We start from the raw sequence: 20864 nt of genomic DNA, 5'->3' as shown, positions 1-20864 counted from the left end.
CCGGGGAGATCGAGCCCGGCAGGTCCGGTGACGGGGAGATCGAGCCCGGCAGGTCCGGTGACGGGGAGATCGAGCCCGCCGCGAGCGTCACCGCTCCCGAGGGCATGGACGAGGACCTGCTCGGCCCCTTCGACGAGCGGCGCAGGGCCGAGATCGTGGCGGCGTTCATGGCGGTCGAGCACGCGGCCGAGCCCGTGCACGAGGCCCGCTTCCCGGCGCTGCGGGAACCCTCGCTGCGCCACACGCTCGCCGGGATGCTGGAACGCCGCGGCCGGGTCCTGGTCCACGAGCGCGAGACGTGGACGTCGGGGTACGCGGACGGTGTGGCCGGGGCGGTCCCGGCCCTGGGCGAGGCCGAGCGGGCGGTGCTGGTGCTGGTTCTGGTCCATTCGGTGGCCATCCCCCGGGCCGACGGGCTCCTTCCCGCCGACAGCTGGCTGTCGCCGTTCCCCGCTCAGGCCGACGAGTTGCGACGGCACACCCGGCTGCCGATCGGTGAGCTGGAGGCGGCTCTGCGCGTCCTGCGCCACGCGGGGCTGGTGACCCAGGTGAAGGCGGGCGAGGAGGCCGGCGGCTACGTGCCGGGGCCCCAGTTCCATCGGCTGACCCCGCAGGCCAGGCGCCGCCTGCAGGAGGAGCTGATCCTCGCCGCGGGTCCGCACACGCCGCTGGCCGCGGCCGTACGGGCGAGCCGACGATGACGCCGTCCGGCGACGGAGGAGACGGGTGGCGACGGGTGAGACGGACGGCGACGGGTGACGGGCGGTATGCCGGGACGAACGGCATCCCGGGTGCCGGCCGGTGAACGTCACCGGGGCGGTGCTCCGATGCCACGAACATGACGCAGGGGCCGTGAACACGATGGAAGAGGGGAACGGGGTTGACCGACCAGCGGAACCAGGCCGCGAAAGGCTCACGCGGGGGCCGAGCGAGGACCGCGTCCCCCGACAGGGGCACCTCCGGGGCCGAAGCCGCTTCGGCCCCGGAGTCCCGGGGCGAGCCCGCTGCGGCCGAGCTCCCGGCGACCCCCGAGAGCGCCGGAGCCCCCGGGAACTCCGGAATCCTTCGCACCCCCGGGGGTTCCGGAGCCGCCGAGAGCACCGGGGGTTCCGGAGCCGCCGGAAGCGCAGGGGGTTCCAGAACCGCTGGTAGCACCGGGGGTTGCGGGGCCGCCGGAAGCGCAGGGATCACCGGAACCCCCGTAACCCCCGAGAACTCTGCGAACTCCCGGAGCTTCGGGAGCGCGGCCGGGACGCAGGCGACCCTGGTCGCCGTGGACGTCCGGGCGGGCGCGCCGACGGAGAACGTGGTGGGCGACCGGGTGCTGGTCGCCGTGCAGCCGGTCAACATCTCCCGGCTCTCCACCCATCCGGTGCCGACCGTGCCGGGCACCCTGATCGTGGTCGCGGGCGCCGGGCCGAAGGACTCCAACGGCGCGGGCAAGTCGTCGTTCATCGCCATGATCACGGCGCTGCTCGGGGACGAGCAGTGGCGGTTCGCCTCCGGTGCCAAGTCGGTCGCGGAGCTGCTGTTCAACGCCGAACTCGCCGCGGGCGGCGGCGGGCGGACCTGGGCCAGCGCCGACCACGGGTACATCATCGGCGTCTTCGCGCCGGCCGACCCGGTGCCCGGCGCCTTCCCCGCCCCCCGCCACGACGCCTCTCACGCCTCCCGGCAGGATGCCTCTCAGGACATCTCTCGCGACATCTCCCGCGACGCTTCTCGCGGTGTCTCCCACGATGCTCCTCCCGGCACCTCCCCTGACGCTCCCTCGCGTGAGGACGTCTCGCTGGACGCGGTCACCGTGTGGCTGCGCGTCAACCAGGAGGCGCCGCACCTGGAGATCCGGTGGGTCCCCGGCGTCCACCTGGCCTCGGCCGCCTCGGAGGCGGAGCGGGTGGCGCGGGCGGACGAGCTCTGGGCGGCGCTGCCCCGCTCGGCCGGGCGCCGCGACGTGGTGGCGCGCGACCTGACCAGGTTCCTGTACGGCGACCGCGTCCGGTGCGTGTCGTTCCTGTCCACCTCGGTGCGGAGCAAGGTCGCCACCAACCTGCTCTCCCAGCCGCTGAACGAGATCTCCCCCGAACGCGTCTTCGAGGCGATCGCCGCGCTGACCGGCCTGGACGCCGAGCTCGACCAGGAGCGGGAGGCCCGCCGCGACGAGCACGCCCGGCGGGTGCGCGCGACGCGGGCCGTGGAGCTGCTGCGCGAGTTCGAGGACGAGTCGCGGACCCTCCTGGAGACCTTCGACCGGCGCGACCGGGCTCGCGTCCGGCTGGCCGACGCGCTGCGCTGCTGGCGGGGACGGCTGGCGCGCAGGCTCGCCGACGCGGCGCGGCGGGACGAGGAGCTGGCGCTGGAGCTGGAGCGGGTCCGCGCGGCGGGCGACCGCGCCGTCGAGGCGATCGGCCAGGTGCGGGCGGAGATCGCGGCGCTCAAGGACGACACGCTCGAACGCGGCCTGGCCCAGGCCCGCAGGGAGCTCGCCGACCTGCAGTCGCGCGCGGCGAAGCTGGACGCCGACCGGGCGGTGGCGGAGAACTCCGCGGACGAGCTGCGCGGCTGGATCCCCGGCCTGGAGGAGCAGCGGCGCCTGGCCGACGGGCGTGACGTGACCACGGCCGGCGCCGAGCTGGCCGAGGCCAGGGCGCGGCTGAACGAGGCGCTGAAGGCGCTGGGCGTGGCCGACCGCGAGAGCGAGGGGGCCAGGGCCGCGCTGGACGACGCCGAGGGCGGCCCGGCGGCGGCCCAGCTGAACGCGCTCGCCGGGGCGGGCGTGGGGGCCACCGGGCTCCTGGACGCGATCGACGTCGCCGAGCAGGCCCGCGACCAGGGAACGGCCGGCGGCCGGGCGGTGCCCGCGCCGGGGGCCCGGGGGTGGCCGCACGAGCACGCGGTGATCGTCGACGCCGCCGACCTGGAGGCCGCGGCGCGGGCGCTGGACGCGCTGCCCGGTTCGGTGCTGGTCAGCGCCGCCGGTGTGACCGTGGTGGGATCGTTCGAGGTGGCCGTCACCGGCAGGGAGGCCAGGATCAAGGCGGCCGAGCAGCGCCTGCACCGGGCACGCGACGTCCAGGAGAGCGCGTCGGCGGCCGTGCGGGCCGCCGAGGACGCGGTCGCCGAGGCGGGCAGGCGGCTGGAGGGGGCCAGGGCCGCCGTGCAGCTCACCGACATCGAGCGGCGGCTGTCCGAGCGCCGGCACGCGCTCATCGAGCTGGCCGAGGCGCTGACCGCGATCGCGCCGAAGGTGGGCGAGGCGGAACGCGGGGTGAGTTCGCTGGACTTCCGGGCCCGCACGCGCAGCATGGAGGCCGAGCGGCTGGAGGGCCGCCGGGCCCGGTACGAGGCCGACCGGGACCAGGCCGCGGAGCAGGCGGCGCGGACCGCCGCCGACCGGGAGGCGCTCGGGCTGGACGCGCTGGCCGGGGAGTGGGGCGGCACCGCCGACGGGGCCCGCGACTGGCTGGAGGCCCTCGACGAGCAGGAGCGCCCGCTGACGGCCGAGGAGTGGTGGCGGTCCGCCGAGCGGCGGCTGGACGAGGCGATGCGCGACACCTTCCCCGGCGAGGACGAGGAGATGCCCGAGGAGTTGCGCTTCCTGGTCAGGGAGCGGGCCGCGCCCGGCGCCGGGCGTACCGCGCGCGAGCAGGCGACGTTCCCCGGTGTCTGCTCGGCGCTCGCCTCCTACCTGCGCGGGCAGGAGGAGTACGAACGGCACCGGCGGCGTCAGATCGAGACGCAGATCGTCACCCGGCAGCGCGACCTGACCGCCGCCGCCCGGGGCGCGGAGGAGGCCGCCCGGTCCACCGCCGCGCACCGGGCCGCGCTGACCGCCGCGATCAGGGCGCGGCTGGCCCGGGTGGCGGAGGAGTTCGACAGGCTGGACACCTCCTACGGAGGCTACGGGGCGACGCTGGAGTTCCCGGTGCCACCGGCCCCGGCCGATCCCGAGCAGCGCTGGGCCTGGCGGGTGACCCCCACGTGGCGCCGGGGCGAGGGCCAGGGGTTCGTGCCGTACGACCGGCGGGCCAACACCGCGCTTATGGACGAGAAGGCGGTCAAACTGGTCTGTGCGGCGGCGATCGCGTCCTCGGGCGGCGGGCACCTGTGCCTGGTCCTGGACGAGCTGGGCCGCAACCTCGGCAAGGAGCACCGCAGGGAGGCCGTGGCGCTGTTCCGCCGGATCGGCGAGACGTACGGGATCACGGTGATCGGCGCGCTCCAGGACGACATGGAGCCCTACGCGGTCGACGCCTGCGGGCAGTACGTCAAGCTGCGCCGTTCCTCCGACGCCATGCCGTACAACGAGCCGCCGGTGATCATCGGCCATGACGGCCACGCCGCCCGGGTACGCGCCCTGGCGGCGGCGGTCGGCCGGTGAGCCGGTCACCGGGCGCCGCGATCCGGGAGCACGCCCGTCCGGCCCGTCGTGGAGTGGGACGGGCCGGGACGTGGCCCCCGGGTGATGAGGCGGCGAGAAGGACCGAACGGGGCGGGAAGGACTCACCGTGGATTGGAACGTCGGGGGCATCGGGAACGTCGCGCTCGGCGTGGGCGTCGCGCTGGTGGCCGGGTGGCTGCTGCTGGTCGTGACCCTGGTCGTCGTGCGACCGGAGACCGGGTTGTTGCGGGAGGCGCTGCGCATCCTGCCCGACCTGCTGCGCCTGCTCCGGCGCCTGTCCGCCGACGCGGGCCTGCCCCGTGGCGTGCGGGTCCGGCTCGGCCTGCTGATGCTCTACCTGGCGATGCCCATCGACCTGATCCCGGACTTCATCCCCGTGCTCGGCTACGCCGACGACGTCATCGTCGTCGCCGCGGTCCTGCGCGGCGTGGTGCGGCGGGCCGGGCTGGAGGCGGTGCGCGGCCACTGGCCCGGCACCCCGGCGGGGTTCGACGTGCTGTGCCGCCTCACCGGCCTGGGCCCCTCCGGCCCCGGTCGCTGACGCCTCTTCGAGACCGTCTCCCCGGCGCGTCACCCGCGACCGTCACGGGATCGTCGTGGCGGGCGGACCGGATCGCATGGCGGGTGAGCTGTGGACGGACGGGCCGGCCTTCATGGCGGGTGAACTGTAGACGGACGGGACGCGGAAGCCGCCGAGCCATTCGGTCAGGCGCGACGCCTCGTCGTCGAGGGCACGGCGCGTGGCGGCCGGCACCGGCTCCAGCAGCCGTACCCGCACGACCCCGGCGTCGTCCTGCACCCAGCAGCCCACCACCCGGCCGTCGGCCCAGGCGGTCGTCCCGGCGTTGCCCCGGCGGTCGAAGAGCAGGTCGCGGTGCGGGCCGAGGTAGAAGTCGCGCCCCTGCCAGCCCATGACGGTCGGATCGAGCACCGGCAGCAGCGCCGCCCACGGGCCGGGGTCGGGGGTCGCGTCGAGGTCGTCGGGCAGCACCCAGCCGGTGGCGCCCCGGTCGAGCGAGACCGCGACCGCGCCGAGACCGGCGAGCGCCGCCCGTACCACCGTCTTGGTGGCTCCCAGCCACCACGCGAGGTCGTCCACGGTGCCGGGGCCGAACGAGTACAGCCAGCGGCGCACGATCTCGCGGTAGCCGTCGGCGGCGCTCATGGGGGCGGGGACCTCGTCGAGCCAGTGGCGCATCAGGGTCCAGCGGGGCCGCGAGGTGTACCAGCGGGCGCCGTTGACGCCGCGCACGATGTCGGCGGTGGCTCCGAGGTGGGTGAGAACGCGCGACGCCGACCAGGGGTCGCCCGGCGAGGCCGTCACCCTGACGTCGATCATCGGTACCGCCTGGCGGATGTCGAGGGCCGAGCGGCCCTCGGGCGCGTCGGCGAGTGCCGCGAGGACCTCGGCGCGGGCACGGTCGAGCCAGTCGTCGCCGTCGGCGGCGAGCCCCGCCCTGACCGCGTCCTTGGCCATGCGGGCCCGTTCGGTGCCCGCGACCCTGGCGGACGCGCTGGACCACGCCGCGGGCAGCAGGTCGCGCGGGAAGACGAAGAGGGTACGGCGCATGGCCAACTGCTTCACGAGGTCGCGGTCGTCGTAGAGCGCCCGGTCGACGTCGGCGAGCGCGAGCGAGGCGACGCGCGCCCGGCAGGACAGGTGAACCGTCGCGGCCTCGGTGGCGTGCAGCACGGTCATCGCCCGGGTGGCGGCCTGCGGGGAATCGACGCGGAACGCCGGGGCCAGCGCGTGCCGGACGGCGAGCCGGGCACGGCGTTCGTCGTCGGACATGTGGAGCATCGCGCCATCGTGCCACACCGGGCCCCCGGTGGCACCAGTATCGGAACTACGCAGTTCCGGAACTTGTCAGTTTCGGAACTGCCCGGTATCGTTTCTTCATGAGAGGAGTTCGCCCATGACACCTGGCACGCCTGACGGCACGTCCACACCCGAGCAGACCGGACGTACCGGCAGGAAGCGCGACCACACGCGGGACGCCCAGATCCTCGACGCGACCCTCGACGTCCTCGCCGAGGTCGGTTACGCGGGCATGACCATGGACATGGTCGCGGCACGGGCGAAGGCGGGGAAGGCCACCCTCTACCGGCGCTGGCCCTCGAAGGGCGAGCTCGTCGTCGACGCGGTCGCCCGGATGAAGCACACCATGGCCGGCGTCGAGAGACTTCCCGACACCGGCACACTCCGCGGCGACCTTCTCGCCCTCCACAGGCCGCAGTCGGTCGGGGAGGGCGAGCGAACCCTGAGGATCATGGCCGGGCTCGCCTCGATGATCTCCATCGACGACACCTTCGCCGAGGCCGCCGACACCGCGGTCGTGAAGCCGTGGGCCGACGCGCACCTCGCCTTCATGCGCCGCGCCGTGGACCGCGGCGAGATCCCGGCGACGGCCGACATCGAGACCCTCTCGCAGGTCGTCCCGTGCATGGCGGCCCACCGGGCGCTCGTCCAGCGCAAACCCTTCGACCGCGCGTTCCTCGTCACCCTGGTCGACGGCGTGATCATGCCCGCACTGCTCGGATAACCGCGACCGCGCCGCTCGGATAACCGCGCCGCTCGGACAAGCACGCCGCTCGGACAAGCACGCCGCTCGGACAAGCGCGCCGCTCGGACGATCCGGTCGGCCGCGCGCCGATCACCCGATCGGCGCGTCGTAGCGAAATCCCCCTCATCCCGCTCGTCCCATCTCGTCCCATCTCGTCCTCTCCGGCCGGCGTCATCCGTCACCGGGCAGGCCGGGCGCGTGACCGCGCCCGAAAACCCGTCACCAACGACCGAGGAGCCGTCATGGCCATCAGCACCACCGTTCACCTCAACTTCCGCGGCGACGCCCGTGCGGCGCTGGAGTTCTACCGGACCGTGTTCGGCGGCCACCTCACCGCCGTCGCGTACGGCGACTTCGGCATGCCGAAGGACCTCCCCGACGCCGACAAGATCGTCTTTGGCCAGGTCACGGCTGGCAACGGCTTCAGCGTCATGGCCTACGACGTGCCCGGCCAGGCACCGGCCGCCGCCGCGCCCGCCGCCACCACCCGCGAGCACGGCATGACCCTGACCGGCGAGCGGTTCTTCGTGTCCGTCCGGGGCGAGACCGTCGAGGAGGTCGGCGCGCTGTGGGACAGGCTCGCCGACGGCGCCGACCTCATCGAGAGGTACGGCCCCTCGCGGTGGGCCCCGGGCTTCGGGATGCTGACCGACCGCTTCGGCGTCACCTGGATCCTCGACGTCGCCACCCCGTACGCCGGCTGACCACCGGCACGCCTATCCGGTCCGGGCCTGCCCGCCCTGGCCGGTCGTCACCCCGGTCCTTCGTCCGGGGACGTGTCGGTGTAGAGGCAGAAGGGGTGTCCGGCCGGGTCGAGGAGCACCCGTACCGTCTCCTGCGGCTGGTGGTCGGGGAGCGTCGCCCCCACCTCGATCGCGTGCGCGACCGCGGCCTCGAGGTCCTCGACCTCCACGTCGAGGTGCATCATCATCTGCTGGCGACCGCCGGTGGCCGGCCAGACCGGCCGCACGTACTCCGGCTCCGTCTGGAAGGACACGTAGGCGACCCCGTCGGAGGGCATGAGCACCACCCATCCCGGTTTCTCCGCGGTGATCCTCCACCCGAGGAGACGCACGTAGAACCGTGCGAGCTCCCCCGCGTCGGGTGCGTCGAGCACCACTCCCCACCACTGAGACCCTGATCGTCCGCGCATGAGGGGGTGGTTGCCCGAGAGGATCGCGACTATGCGGCCCCGCCCGCCTCGCCGTCCTCGTTCGGGACCGGGGTCCCGGTGAGCGGGCGCTCCTTCAGCAGCAGCGCCAATACCAGCCCCGCCCCGAAGATGCCGGCCAGCCAGAGGAACATCGGCACCAGGCCGTCGGCGTACGCGGTGGCCACGAGCGCGCGACCGGCGGAAGGCAGCGCGGCGACCTCCTCCGGGGTCAGGCGGGACGGGTCACCGGCCCCGCCGGGAACGGACCCCAGCGCGGCCGCCACCCGGGCCGCGAACACCGAACCGATCACCGCCGCTCCCACCGTCACCCCGATCTCCCGGACGAAGACGACGGTCGAGGTGGCGGTACCGACCGAGGACTGGGGCACCGCGATCTGCACCGCGGTGATCGACACCTGCATGAAGCACCCGACCCCGAGACCGAGCAGCACCAGGTAGACGCCCAACGCCCAGGCGGGCGTCTGCGGGGTCATCGACCCGAGAAGCAGCATCGAGACGGCCGCCAGGGCGGTACCGGCCACCGGGAAGATCTTGTACCGCCCGAACCTGCTGATCAGGAAGCCCGTGCCGACGTTGGTGGCCAGCAGGCCGAGCGTCAGCGGGACCAGGAACAGGCCCGCCTCGGTGGCGCTCATCGAGTAGACCATGCGCATGTACGACGGCACGTAGCTGACCACGCTGAACAACCCGGCCCCGACCACCAGGCTCAGCCCACCGGCGACCAGGACGGTGCGGTCGGCGAGGATCCCGAGCGGGATGAGCGGATCGGCGGCACGGCGCTCGGCGAGGACGAACAGGAACGTTCCCACCAGGGTGAACGCCACCAGGCCGAGGATCACCGGCGAGGCCCAGCCGTACAGCGTGCCGCCCCAGGTGCCGATCAGGACGAGTGCGGTCGTCGTGACGGTCATCAGCACGGTGCCCGTCACGTCCAGGGGAGCCGAGAGCCGCCGCTTCGGCAGCCGCAGCGACGTGACGGCCAGCACGAACGCCACGATGCCCAGCGGCAGGTTCAGCCAGAAGATCCAACGCCAGCCGGCACCGTCGGTGAGCGTCCCGCCGACGAGGGGGCTGATCACGGTGGCGATGCCGAAGACCGAGCCGAGCGGGCCGAGGAACCTGCCCCGGTCACGCGGCGGGACCAGGTCGGCGACCACGGCCTGCGACAGGATCATCAGCCCCGCGGCTCCGAGGCCCTGCAGGGCGCGGGCCAGGACGAGCTGGACGATGTCCTGGGCCAGCCCGCAGAACATCGACGCCGCCAGGAAGACGACGATCGACCCGAGCAGCAGCGACTTGCGCCCGAGGGCGTCGCCGAGCTTCCCGAACACCGGCATGGCCACGGCCGCGGCGAGCGCGTAGGCGGCCACCACCCACGACATGTGCTCCAGGCCGCCGAGTTCCCCGACGATGGTGGGCAGGGCGGTCGCGACGATCGTCTGGTCCAGCGCGGCCAGGAAGGTCACCAGCAGCAGGCAGACGAAGACCCGCCAGAGCCGGGGAGCGGGTGCCGCCTCCTCGACGTTCCCGGCGTTCCCCGATGCGTCTCCCGGTGGGACGACGGCGGACGGTGAGGCGGTGGCGGTGGCGGTGGCGGTGGCGGAGGCCGGGACGGTCACGGACGTCGGGACGGCGGCTCCGGCCGGAAGGGCGGAGGACGCCGGGACGGCGAGAGGGGGAAGGGCGTCGGCCCCGGCGGGGATGCCGGGCACGACAGAGGAATGATCCACGAGAGACGTCTCCGCGGGGCTCCGCGCGCTCTGTGCGGCGGTGACGGCGGCAGGAGGCGCGGCGCGGAACACGATCGTCCCGGACCGACGGGCTGCGATGGCGACAACGCGCCCCGTCGTCGATGCGAGTGTCCCACGCCCCGCCCCGCCACTCCCGCGCCGGGGTGCCCCGCTGAAGGCGGACCTCGTCACGAGATCGGCGCGGGCGGCGGCCCCGACCCGCCTGCTCGTGAAGCACCTTCGTCGGCGACAGCGGGGACTGGAGCTGCGAGAACGGCGCGTTCGGCCCATCCGGCCGGCTCGGCCGACTCGACCGGCCCGCCACCGATCCCGGCTCCCCTCAGGGGGTGATCTCGACGACTTCCGGCTCCGTGGCGCTGACGCGGTTTCCGGTCACCGGGTCGATCCGGAAACTGCCACCGGCTCCCCGGATGACGTTGTTCCCCTGGAAGAGATAGAGCTGACTCCTGACCGCGCGGGGGGTGGGCACGGACCGTACGTCCCGGGAGCCACCGGCGACGGCGTTGTTGACCGCGGTGATGGCGGTGAGCATCGCGTCGTGAGCCATGATCCCCCAACCGTCGTCCAGGTGCCGGAGAGGGAACACCTGTCCGTGATGGTTCCGGGAGAATTCCGCCGCGAACTCCCGGTAGTGGACATGGTGGGGATTGTTCTCGCTGTTGAGATACACCGGGTCGGCGAGGGGAACGTACATCAGCGAAATCGGGATCTTCGCGTCGTGAAGTGCGGGGGTGTCCTTGGGCTGAGCGGCGGCATCCGAACCGGTGACCACCGTGATCGGACCCAGGGGGCAGGGACGGCCGTGCAGCTTCTCCAGGAAGGTCGACAGGTACGTCTGGCGAGCGGCGTAGAAAATCATGTCGGGATGCCTGCCGCACAGGCCGTTGGTGATGGTCTCCAGCGAGTGCGCCTCGTCGCCCTTGCCCTCGGGATTGAAGGGGAACTTGAGCCTTCCCCTGTCGAGGTAGGGCTTGAGCAGGAGTTGTGGGTTCTGGAACGCCTTGCCGAGGGAGACGGTGTACAGGTCCGGGGTGTCCTGGGGGGTCTTGTCGGACCACACCAGGACCGCTTCCTTCAGTTCACGGCGCTGCTTCAGCCTCTTACCGATCACCCGAATTTGATCGTCGACATCGGGAGCCACCCGGACCAGTCCGTCGATCGGCCCGCGCCAGGAGGCCCGGTCGTCCTTGTCGATGGTGCCCGTGGAGTTGAAGCCCCTGGCGGTGATGATGTCACTGACCATGGGAATGGCCGGCACGGTCGCCAGGAGACGGGCCGCCTCGACGCTCTCGTACTGGCTGAGGCCCATTCCGGTGACCGCCACCAGCGAGTCGGGGGCTTCGACCATGGGCTTCAGGTGATCGACGGCGGTACGCCAGTGCGTCTCGTCGCTTCCCATGTTGGCGAGCACCAGCCGGATCTTCGGGTACTTCGTGGAGGCGTTGGCCCTGCGCTGGGCGACGAAGGCGCCTTCGACCTCGTGGGCGGTCCGCCCGCCGGTCAGGTCCTTGGCTCCGGACCCCATCGGGGCCATGAAGGCGACGGTGACGTAGGTGCCGGGACCTCCCTTCTCCACCTCGCGGTTCTCGGCGGCGATGGCCGTCAGCGCCGGCTGCAGCTCCCGGCCGAAGACGGCCGGGCCGGCACTGCCGTCGGTGACTCCAACGCACTCGTCCGTCGGGGTGGTGACCAGGGTGGGGGTGGTGGTTCCGCAGTGCTGGGCGCGGGAGGACCGCCACCAGGCACCGGCGGCGCCGACGACCACGATGCCGGCCAGGCAGACCGCGAACAGCGGCCTGACCCGGCGGCCGTTTCCGGCGCGTCGCTGATCCCGTTGCGGGAAACTCATTCTGACCCGGCGCCGACGCGATTGAAAACCGGTGATCTCTTCCTCCTCGAAGTGGTCCTCGTCCTTCTCGCGCGCTCCGGCCGGAGACGTGCTCCACGGACCGCCCCGGCCTCACCTTTCCCGCGCGCCGACGCGAGGAAAGGCAGACCGCCAGGGTCCGTACGGGCGTCGCGACGCCTCGTCTCGTTCGACGCGACGTTTCACTCGCGACGACGATTACGTGGTCGCGGGTCCGGTCGCCGGGCGCATCCCGGACCGCGCGTTCCGAGCGTCACCCGACGACTACACCGAGGTTCAGGATTTCAGGTTTTCCCATCCCTGCGGGGACCTTTGCGGAAACCGCCCCCGATTCATCGCGACGTCTCCGGGTAATTCCTCCGAACCGCCGGGACATCGGCTGTCCGGGCTGCGGGGCCGGTCAGGAGAATTGCGTTTCCGCGTCCGTCCGCGCCTCCAGCGTGATCGCCTCCTGCGACTTTCCCCTGATCTTTCTCAGGTCGGCGCCCTCCAGGATCGCGCCTCCCAGTTTCGTACCCTTCAGAACCGCGTCTCTCAGATCGGCACCGGTCAGATCGGCACCGGTCAGATCCGCGTCGGTCAGGTCCGCACCGATCAATTTCGCGCCCCGAAGTTTCGCGTCCTTCAGGCTTGCTCTGCTCAGGTAGGAACCGGTCAGGACCGTATTCGTCAGAATCGCCTTACCCAAATTCGCCTCTACCAAGATCACATTTTTCATTTCCGCGCCGGTGAGCGTGGCACGGGACAGCCTCGGCCCCGGAGAAAGGACCCGCCCTCCCGCTCCAGCCGCGGCGCCGGGCAGGTCGGCGCGGCTCAGGCGTACGCCCGTCAGGTCCGCCCCGTCCAGGGTCACGCCTCTGACGATCTTCTCGTGCAGGGTCGCACGCCGTAGGTTCGCGTCGCTCAGATCCGAGCCCAGCACGTTCACCCGGGTCAGGTCCAGGCCGTGGAGGTCGACGGCCCTGAGGTCGAAGACGCGGTCGCGGGCGGGGTCGGGATCCAGCTGAACGATCACGGTCAGGGCGGCGAACACGTCCACGGCGGCCTGCTCCCCGACGACCTCGGAAGCCTGCTTCCGGACGACCTCGGAGGCCGGCGGCCGGGCGTGGACGCTGACGTAGGCGGTGAGGACCTCGAGAACGGTCGGCCGGTCGCGGGCGGAGTCGACGCCGAGGCGCTGGAGCGCGTAGATGCCGCCGAGCCGCACATCGATCTTCGGTGATCCCAGTTGCTCGACGGCCCTGGTGTACCGGTCGGCGATCTGCCCGTCACGCGTCGCGTCCAGGGTCCTGGCCGACACGTCCAGGGTACGGGCGGTGTAGACGAGGCCGGCCCCCGTGAAGATCAGGCCGCCGACGACCACCAGGCCCGTCGCGGCCTGAAGGAGCGTGGTGCGCGCGTTGCCGACCGCGTCGATCCTGTCCTTCACCGACAACTGCTCGCGATCCTGGGCGGTGAGGGGTTCGTGCTCCCCGGCCATCCGGCGCGCGACCGGTCCCAGGAGAACCGCCATGCTCAGGCCGGTCCCGGCGGCGACGACGACACCGGTGATCACCCAGGACGACCACTCCGGGAGCGGCGGGCCGAGGATCGCCCACCAGATCACCACCGGGGAGACGACGGCGATCACCGCCGGCAGGCGCCACATGCTTCCGATCCGCCGCATCGTTCCATTCCAGCCGAATCCCGCGGGGGACGCGTGATGTCGGGAAGGTCGTCGCCCGAGTGTGATCTGAGACGGCATCGGAAGGACCGACGAGAACGATCGACGGCAGAATACGGGGGTGGGCGAACGCGACACGGAGATCATCCGGTTCTCCGGCCGGATGAGCGACGGTCCGGTACGTCGTGTCCGTTCACCGTGAACGGTGTCAGGCGCTCGTCGAACACGGCCGCCGGTGCCGCCCTCCCCGCGAAAGGAATCCATGAACCTCGACAAGGCGATCTCCCCCCGTACGGCCGCACGGGCCGCGGCGGGCGCGGGCCTGGCGACCGCGCTGGTGTCCACCCTCGTGGTCACCGCTCCCACCGCCGTCTCCGCCGCCGCCACCCCCGGCACCGCCGCCGTCTCCACCACCGCCGACGTCGCCACGGTCTCCGCCACCAGGGTTCTCCGCCTTCGCGCCGGCCTGACGCTGCGCCTGCCGGACACGTGGAAGGTGTACGGCAAGGGCGACAGGATCCAGGTCGTCACCGGCGCCTGCGCCAGGCCGGGGGCGGGATGGGGCGTACCGGGATGCGACGGGTTCCTGGTGCTCGGCCCTGCGGCCATCAAGACCGGCAACGAGCTGTTCAGGCCCTACACCGCCGAGCGGCCCTACTACCCGGCCACCGACGTCCAGCTGTGCCCTCGCGACCGTAGATGGACGATCCGGCTCGGCGCCGCCGGGGTCAGGGGCCTGCGCCAGGTCGGCGCCGGTCACAGGGCCCACTACCGCGAGTGGAAGGCGACGTGCGTCCCCATGACGGGCGGCACGGTCAAGGCGAGGTTCGTCCAGCGCGAATGGTTCCTGCCCCGGAGCAAGGTGCTCGTCGTCGACCAGTGGAACACCCCCGGCCTGGCCGGCGTGCTGAGGCGTGCGACCTGGAGGTGAGCACCGGCCCGCACCGGCCCGCACGGCCGCGCCGCGCGGGCCGGTGACCGGTGACCGGGTCCCGGCCGGGGACGGCGCCCGGTCTCCTCCGGCGTCCCCGCACCCGCGTGCGCGCCGGACAGACCTGGAACATCCGGCCTGGTGGGCCCGGAGTCCCTACACCCGCGTGCGCGCCTCCTGGAGTTGACGCGCGACGGCATGGGCGCCGGTGGCCCCGGCGATCGCGCTCGCCTCCTCGATCAGGGACAGCGCCTCGTCCCGGCGGCCGCTTCCCGCGGCGATGTAGGCGAGCCCGACCATGTTCGCGGCCACACCGGGCAGGAGACCGATCTCCCGGCGCAGCCGCGTCGACTCCTCCAGCCGCTCGCGCGCCGCGTCCAGCCGCCCTGCCATGTGCTCGGCGACACCGAGGTGCCGCAGCGCGTACGACAGCGTCCGCCTGTCGCCGGTCCGCGTGGCGAGCTCGCGCGACCGTTCGAGCAGGGGCACGGCGGTGGTGTCGTCCTGCCGGATGACCTGGTGGAACAGGCCGATCCAGAGCACCGCCTCCCCCTCGCCGCGCACGTCGCCGAGCACCCGGTAGAGCCGCGCCGCCCGCTCGAACAGCTCCAGCTCGCGTGACTCCTCCTCGGCCGTCCCCCGGGGCGGGCCGTCGCGCTCCTGGAGGAGCCGCTCGTGGACGACCCGGCCGCGGGCCAGCGCGAGGTCGGCCTCGACCGCGTCCAGCTCCGTGTCCGCGGCGTCCAGAGCCCCGGCCTCCCCGCCGAAGACCGCGCGCTCGTGAAGCGCCCGGGCCCGTTCGATCCGATCCCCAGTGCTCATCGCCACCCCGTCCGCACCGTCCGCACCGTCCACGCCGTGTGCCGCGCCGGAGCCCGGCGTGCCGGCCGGTACGGCTCCCCTGCCCACATCCGGAGGGCGAGTCTAACGCTCCGGGCGGGGAGCGGCCCGGCCGATCACTGACGGACGGTCGAGCCGCGGCGCTCCTTGCGGATGCGCAGCTGGGCGGGCACCCGGGTGCGCAGCTCGGCGACGTGGCTGACGATGCCGACCGCCCGGCCGCCGTCGCGCAACCCGTCGAGGATGTCCAGCACGCCGTCGAGGGTGTCCTCGTCCAGGGTGCCGAAGCCCTCGTCGACGAAGAGCGTGCCGATGTCGGCTCCCCCTGCCTCGGCGGTGACCACGTCGGCCAGGCCCAGGGCCAGCGCCAGTGAGGTGATGAAGCTCTCCCCGCCCGACAGTGTCGCCGGATCGCGTCCCACACCCGTCCAGCTGTCCAGGATGTGCAGGCCCAGGCCGCCGCCGGACCTGCTGCGGTCCCCGGCGGTACGGTCGCGGTTGTGCTCCAGCAGGTAGCGCCCGCCCGACATGTGGTCGAGCCGCTCGTTGGCCGACTCGACCACCTGCCGCAGGCGCTCGCCGAGCACGTACGACGACAGTCGCATGTTCCACCGGTTGTCGCTGGAGTTGCCGCCGGTCAGCGCGGCGAGCCGCTCGGCCAGGCGGTGCCGCTCCGCGGCGGGACGCCACCGTTCCAGGCAGGCGGCCAGCTCGGCGCGGAGCGCGGCCAGCCGGGTCAGGCGGGCGGCGGCCTGGCTGCGTTCGGACAGCAGACGTGCGTGGGAGGCGTCGGCCGCGTCCCGTGCCTCGCGCAGGCCCGGCAGGTCGGGCTCGGGTTCGGCCGCGGCGGCGACCAGTTCGGGGTCGGCGAGCATCGCGGCGACCGCGGCGCTCTCGGTGCCGAGCTCGCGGAGCCGGGCCGTCTTGGCCGCCCGCTCGGCGGGAGGGCGGACCGCGGCGCGGGCGTCGCCGAGATCGAGGAACCCCGCCTCGACGACGGCGGCCAGTGCGCGGTCGCGGGCCGCGACGAGCTCGGCGGCGGTGGACCGTTCGTCCCTGACCGCCTCGACGGCCTCCCGGAGCAGCGCGGCCTCGTCGGCCAGCCGGTCCAGCCTGGCCGAGAGCGTCGGGTCCTGGCCGCGCGCCTCGTCGATGCGCCGCACCAGCCGCCCGGCCTCGGCACCGAGCCTCTCGACGTCCGTACGGCGGGAGGCCAGCGCGACGGCCAGCTCCCGCGAGCGTTCCCGGAGCCGCTCGGCCTCGGCGGCGATCTCGCCCGCCCGCGCGGCCAGCTCCGGCTCGGTGCCCGCCGACTCCCGCAGCGCGGCCAGTGCCCGCTCCGCCCCGGCGAGGCCGACGGCGGCGTCGTGCGCGTTCAGCGTGGTCCGCCCGCTCGCCTCGCGGTGTGCGGCGACGGCCTCGACGACGCGGCTCGCGGCGCCGACGGCGGCGGACAGCAGCGCCGCCTCCGTGGCCAGCCGGTCGCGGCGGGCCCGGACCGTGGGGTCGTCCCCGCGGGCCGCGTCCAGGCGGGCGGTCAGGCGTTCGCGTTCGGCCTGCCCGCCGGCGTGGCGGGCCCGGCCCTCGGCCAGGCGCCGGGCGACCTCGGCGGCCGTCTCCCTGGCCGCGTCCAGCTCGGCCGCCAGGCGCGCGGCGTCCGCGGTGAGGGTCTCCTCGGCTCCCGCCGTCTCCAGGAGCGCGGCCAGCTCGCGTTCGGCCTCGGCGAGGGTCCGCCCGGCCTCGTCGGGCGTCCGCTCCCCCGCCGTGGCGACGGCCTCCTCCAGGCGGAGGGAGAGCGCCGTGACGTCGGTCTCGGTGGCCCGGCGCCGTTCCATGGCCGTCTCGAATTCGGCCTGGGCGGCGCGCTCGTCCTCGGCGGTGGGCGCCTCGTCGGCGGTGGCGGCCGGGGCCGGGTGCTCGGGCGAGCCGCAGACCACGCACGCCTCACCCGGGACGAGCTTGGCGGCGAGCTCCGCGGCCATGCCGTCGATCCTGGCCTGCCGGATGTCCTGGTGCCGGTCGCGGAACCGCTGGGCGAGGTCGGTGGCCTCGGTCCTGGCGGCCTGGGCGGTCCCCAGCTCGGCGCGGAGCACCTCGCGGCGTCGTGCCGCGCCGAGCACCACACCTGCGGCCTCGGCGTCCGCCCGTACCGCCGGGACCCGCGCCGCGGCCGTCCTGGCCTCCCGCAGGCGGGCGGCCACCTCCGCCGACGCCGCGGGCAGCCCCCGCAGGGTCTCCTGGATCCCGGTCTCGGTCCGTACGGTCTCGCGCAGCTCGGCGTCGAGCTCGTCGAGCCGGGTGTCGAGCTCGGCCAGCCGGGCCTCCTCGGTCCGCAGCCCCTCCAGCCCGGCCAGCTCCTCCCGGCGTTCCCTTTCCAGGGTCGCGAGGACCGCGCGGATCCGGTCCGGCTCACCGGACGGATCGGTGTCGGCGCCGGTCCCTGCTCCGGCCGTGTCTTCCGCCGTTCCGGCCGTACTCCCCGCCGGGTCTTCCGTGTGCGCCACGGCTCCGGCTGCCGCTTCGACGGCATGTCGCCCCGGAGCGGTAGTGCCGTCCGGCCCACGGTCCTCGGAGGGCTCGTCACGGAATCCCGGGGCGAGCTCCTCGTCGAGGCCGGGCGGGAGGGCGGTCAGGCGGGAGGCGAGGTCGGCGCGGGCGGCGGCCAGCCCGATGGCGAGGCGATCACGCTGCTCGGCCGCCCGCAACCGGGTGACGGCCGCCTCCACCGCCGACTCGGCGGCCGGGATCCGTGCGGAGTCCAGGCGGGCGGCGGTGAGGCGCTCGTCCACCCCGCGCCGGAGATCCGGGATGACCTCCAGGCGAGCGTCGGCCACGGCCTGGGCGGCGGCCAGCTCGGCGATCTCGTGACCGGCCCGCTCCCGCTCCCGCCCGATCTCCGCCAGGCGTGCCTCCTCGGCGCGCAGCTCCCCCAGCCGGGTGATCTCGCTCTGGCGGTCGCGTTCCAGCGCGGCCAGGTGACCGAGCACGGCGCCGCGACGGCCGGCATCAGCATCGGCGAGTGCGTCGGCGTCGGTGTCGGTGTCGGCGAGGGTGCTGGCGTCGGTGTCGGCGTCGCGAACGGACCGGGTGACGTCACCGGCGTCGTCGGCGTCGCGGCCGGTACCGGTGTCGGTGTCGGACAGGACAGGGGTGGCGTCGCGAACGCCGGGGGTGGCGTCGAGCAGGGGCAGGGCACGGGCGACGGCGTCGGCGGCCAGGCTCTCGGCCTTGGACGCGGCCTCGGCGCGCTGCTCGGCCTCCTGGACCAGCGGCAGCACCCGGTCGGCCGCCGACGCCTCCTCGAGGACGGCCTCCAGGTGTGCCCGCTCCTCGGCGGTCTCCTCCAGCGCCCGGCTCCTGACCAGCGCCTCGGCATGGCGCCGTCGCCGGTCGGCCAGGGCGGCGCCGCGCTCCAGGCTCTCGCGTGCCCGCCGCACGGCGGCCTCGCTCCCGGCGTCCCCCAGCTCCAGCCGCGCGACCTCCCGGCTCGCGAGCTCCTCCAGCGCACGGGCCCAGCCCAGGGGGTCGTCCTCCGCCGAGAACTCCACGGAGAACTCCGCCGGGGCTCCCGCCGACGGCCCGGACGACCCCGGCGACCCCGGCGACCCCGGCGACTTCGCTGATCCCGCCGGTCCCGCCGACGCCCCCGCCGAGGACTCCGTCCCGACCTCGAACAAGGCCCCCGTCGTGGTTTCCGGCGCGGGCTCCGTACCGGCCGCGAGTGTGGCGGTCAGGACCGGACCCGCGGCCTCCTCAAGGCGCTTGACCGCGAAGTCGACCTCCTTGCCGAGGGTCTGCTGCTCGCGGAACGCCTCGGTACGCCTGTCCGCGAGCCAGGACTCGGCCGTGGCGTAGACCTTCACCGAGAACAGGCGCTCCAGGACCCTTCTGCGGTCCTCCCCGTCGGCACGCAGGAACTTGGCGAAGTCCCCCTGGGGCAGCATCGCGACCTGGAGGAACTGCTCGGCGTTCATGCCGAGAAGGGTGCCGACGAACTCCCCGGCCTCGTCGATCCGGGTGGTCAGCCCCACCCACTCCCCGGCGGGGGACAGTTCCTGCAGCAGGGCCTTCTCGTTCTCCCTGGTCGTGCCGGTGCCCCTGAGCTTGGGACGCTGCCAGGCGGGCGACCGGGTGATCTTCAGTCGCCGGCCCCTGACCGTGACCTCCAGCGCCACGCTGGGCCCGCGGCCGGGGGGCGCGTGGTCGCAGCGCAGACTCTTGGCGCTGTCGCGCCTGCCGGGCACCCTGCCGTACAGGGCGTAGCAGAGCGCGTCGAGCACGGTGGTCTTGCCCGCGCCGGTGGGGCCGTGTATCAGGAAGAGCCCGGCCTCGGTGAGGGCGTCGAAGTCGACCTGCTCCTCTCCGGGGAAGGAGCCGAACGCGCTGATCCACAGACGGTGCGGGCGCATCTACGCCATCGCCTCCTTGGCGCGGGACGCCTCCACGGCCTCCCGCAGCAGCCGGGTCTCCTCGGGGTCGGCGGCCTCGCCGCGTACCTCTCGGACGAAGTCGAGGGCGACGTCGATCTCCGCGCGCCCCGCCACCCGGGGACGGGTCACGGTGTTCTCCGGGCCGCCCTCGGGTTCGAAGGACAGCGCGAGCGTGTGCGGGAAGCGGGCCCGCAGCCGCTCCATCGCCCCCTTGGGACGGATCCGGTCGACGAGCGTCACCTGCAGCCAGTGGTCCTCGTGGCGGGCGTGCCCGGGCGAGGAGAGCAGGTCGTCGATGCGGCCGGTGAGGCGGGCGACCGGCCTGGGCACCGGGGCCTCGACGAACACGGCGTCCTCGAACCCGCCGGGGCCGAGGTCGACCAGCCAGGAGCCCTTCACCTGGCCGGCCTCGGAGAAGGAGTAGGCGATGGGAGAGCCGGAGTAGCGGACGGTGTCGCTCATCCGCTGGCGGCCGTGCAGGTGGCCAAGCGCCGCGTAGTCGACGCCGTCGAAGACCCGTACCGGCACGTGGGCGACGCCTCCCACGCTGATGTCGCGCTCGCTGTCGCTGCCGTGCCCGCCGGTCACGAACGCGTGGGCCAGGACCACCGAACGGCCGGCGCGGCGCGCCAGGTCGGCGCGGATGAGCGACATGGCGTGCCCGATCGCGGCGGTGTGGGTGCGTTCGGACAGCTCCCAGGCCACGCGCACCAGCTCGGGCTCCAGGTAGGGGATGCCGTAGAAGGCGACGTCGTCGACGACGACCGGCTCGCCGACCCGTCCGGGGTCGGTGCGCAGGTGCACGCCGGCCGCGTCGATGAGCTCGGCGCCGAAGCCGAGGCGGCGCGCCGAGTCGTGGTTGCCGCTGATGAGCACGGTGCGCACGCGGGCGTCGACCAGCCGGCTCAGCGCCTGGTTGCACAGCTCGACCGCGTCGACCGAGGGCAGTGCCCGGTCGTAGACGTCGCCGGAGACCACCACCACGTCGACCCGCTCCGACCTGACCGTCTCGATCAGGTGGTCGACGAAGACGCCCTGGGCGGCCAGGAGACTCTCCCGGTGGAACGAGCGGCCCAGGTGCCAGTCCGATGTGTGCAGCACCCGCATGTCGCACGAAGCTAACAGGACTCAGCGACAAATGTGGCCACTGGCGTCACTCGGATCCCCCGTCCCCGCGGGGTTTCCGGACCTGAGTAGGCTGGAAGATCGAGGGGAACCATACCGGGGAACGGCGGGCGCGGA

The 20864-nt window shown here is 73.7% G+C and carries 14 protein-coding genes; 6 read left to right on the top strand and 8 right to left on the bottom strand.

What is annotated here, in order from left to right; translation table 11 throughout:
- Positions 1-104: 104 nt before the first annotated feature.
- The 3 genes from ACLQ2R_RS06205 to ACLQ2R_RS06195 all read left to right on the top strand — a co-directional run bounded on the left by ACLQ2R_RS06205 (position 105) and on the right by ACLQ2R_RS06195 (position 4943).
- A complete protein-coding gene (locus ACLQ2R_RS06205; protein ID WP_425958663.1) occupies positions 105-701 on the top strand; it encodes a hypothetical protein in 597 nt (198 codons plus the stop codon).
- A 572-nt stretch (positions 702-1273) separates the two neighbouring features.
- On the top strand, positions 1274-4381 hold the full coding sequence (locus ACLQ2R_RS06200) for a chromosome partitioning protein ParA (RefSeq protein WP_425958344.1): 3108 nt from the start codon (positions 1274-1276) through the stop codon (positions 4379-4381).
- A gap of 127 nt (positions 4382-4508) precedes the next feature.
- Positions 4509-4943, top strand: coding sequence for a YkvA family protein (locus tag ACLQ2R_RS06195; protein ID WP_425958343.1), 435 nt, complete (start codon positions 4509-4511; stop codon positions 4941-4943).
- Between the two features lie 42 nt (positions 4944-4985).
- On the opposite strand, the gene ACLQ2R_RS06190 is transcribed toward ACLQ2R_RS06195, so the two are convergent.
- Positions 4986-6203 carry a winged helix DNA-binding domain-containing protein gene (locus tag ACLQ2R_RS06190; RefSeq protein ID WP_425958341.1) on the bottom strand — a complete coding sequence of 406 codons (1218 nt, stop codon included), beginning with the start codon at positions 6201-6203 and terminating at the stop codon, positions 4986-4988.
- Between the two features lie 115 nt (positions 6204-6318).
- Between ACLQ2R_RS06190 and ACLQ2R_RS06185 the strand changes: the two genes are divergently transcribed.
- Both ACLQ2R_RS06185 and ACLQ2R_RS06180 read left to right on the top strand, forming a co-directional pair.
- The gene (locus ACLQ2R_RS06185) at positions 6319-6945 is read left to right on the top strand and encodes a TetR/AcrR family transcriptional regulator (protein WP_425958340.1); all 627 of its coding nucleotides are present in this window, start codon (positions 6319-6321) and stop codon (positions 6943-6945) included.
- 263 nt (positions 6946-7208) lie between these two features.
- Positions 7209-7670, top strand: coding sequence for a VOC family protein (locus ACLQ2R_RS06180; RefSeq protein WP_425958339.1), 462 nt, complete (start codon positions 7209-7211; stop codon positions 7668-7670).
- Between the two features lie 47 nt (positions 7671-7717).
- Here the strand turns inward: ACLQ2R_RS06180 and ACLQ2R_RS06175 are convergent, their stop codons facing one another.
- The 4 genes from ACLQ2R_RS06175 to ACLQ2R_RS06160 form a co-directional block, all read right to left on the bottom strand.
- Positions 7718-8083 (bottom strand): VOC family protein, encoded by a 366-nt coding sequence (locus tag ACLQ2R_RS06175; RefSeq protein WP_425958338.1) that lies wholly within the window; start codon positions 8081-8083, stop codon positions 7718-7720.
- Positions 8084-8148: 65 nt separating this feature from the next.
- Positions 8149-9870: an MDR family MFS transporter gene (locus ACLQ2R_RS06170; RefSeq protein ID WP_425958337.1), complete on the bottom strand. Its 1722-nt coding sequence runs from the start codon at positions 9868-9870 to the stop codon at positions 8149-8151.
- Between the two features lie 340 nt (positions 9871-10210).
- A complete protein-coding gene (locus ACLQ2R_RS06165; protein WP_425958336.1) occupies positions 10211-11740 on the bottom strand; it encodes a hypothetical protein in 1530 nt (509 codons plus the stop codon).
- A 418-nt stretch (positions 11741-12158) separates the two neighbouring features.
- Positions 12159-13424 carry a pentapeptide repeat-containing protein gene (locus ACLQ2R_RS06160; protein ID WP_425958335.1) on the bottom strand — a complete coding sequence of 422 codons (1266 nt, stop codon included), beginning with the start codon at positions 13422-13424 and terminating at the stop codon, positions 12159-12161.
- Between the two features lie 259 nt (positions 13425-13683).
- On the opposite strand from ACLQ2R_RS06160, the gene ACLQ2R_RS06155 reads away from it, so the two are divergent.
- On the top strand, positions 13684-14352 hold the full coding sequence (locus ACLQ2R_RS06155; protein WP_425958334.1) for a hypothetical protein: 669 nt from the start codon (positions 13684-13686) through the stop codon (positions 14350-14352).
- 156 nt (positions 14353-14508) lie between these two features.
- Here the strand turns inward: ACLQ2R_RS06155 and ACLQ2R_RS06150 are convergent, their stop codons facing one another.
- The 3 genes from ACLQ2R_RS06150 to ACLQ2R_RS06140 all read right to left on the bottom strand — a co-directional run bounded on the left by ACLQ2R_RS06150 (position 14509) and on the right by ACLQ2R_RS06140 (position 20729).
- Positions 14509-15174, bottom strand: coding sequence for a tetratricopeptide repeat protein (locus ACLQ2R_RS06150; RefSeq protein ID WP_425958333.1), 666 nt, complete (start codon positions 15172-15174; stop codon positions 14509-14511).
- 134 nt (positions 15175-15308) lie between these two features.
- Positions 15309-19601 (bottom strand): AAA family ATPase, encoded by a 4293-nt coding sequence (locus ACLQ2R_RS06145; RefSeq protein WP_425958332.1) that lies wholly within the window; start codon positions 19599-19601, stop codon positions 15309-15311.
- Entirely contained in the window at positions 19602-20729 is a 1128-nt protein-coding gene (locus ACLQ2R_RS06140) for an exonuclease SbcCD subunit D (RefSeq protein ID WP_425958331.1), read from the bottom strand. It abuts the gene before it with no gap.
- Positions 20730-20864: the final 135 nt, after the last annotated feature.

It is taken from the genome of Streptosporangium sp. DT93 (genome assembly GCF_049844535.1).
Taxonomy (GTDB): Bacteria; Actinomycetota; Actinomycetes; order Streptosporangiales; family Streptosporangiaceae; genus Streptosporangium.
The sequence above is the reverse complement of the archived record's forward strand: the minus strand, read 5'-3'. Positions and strand labels throughout refer to the sequence as shown.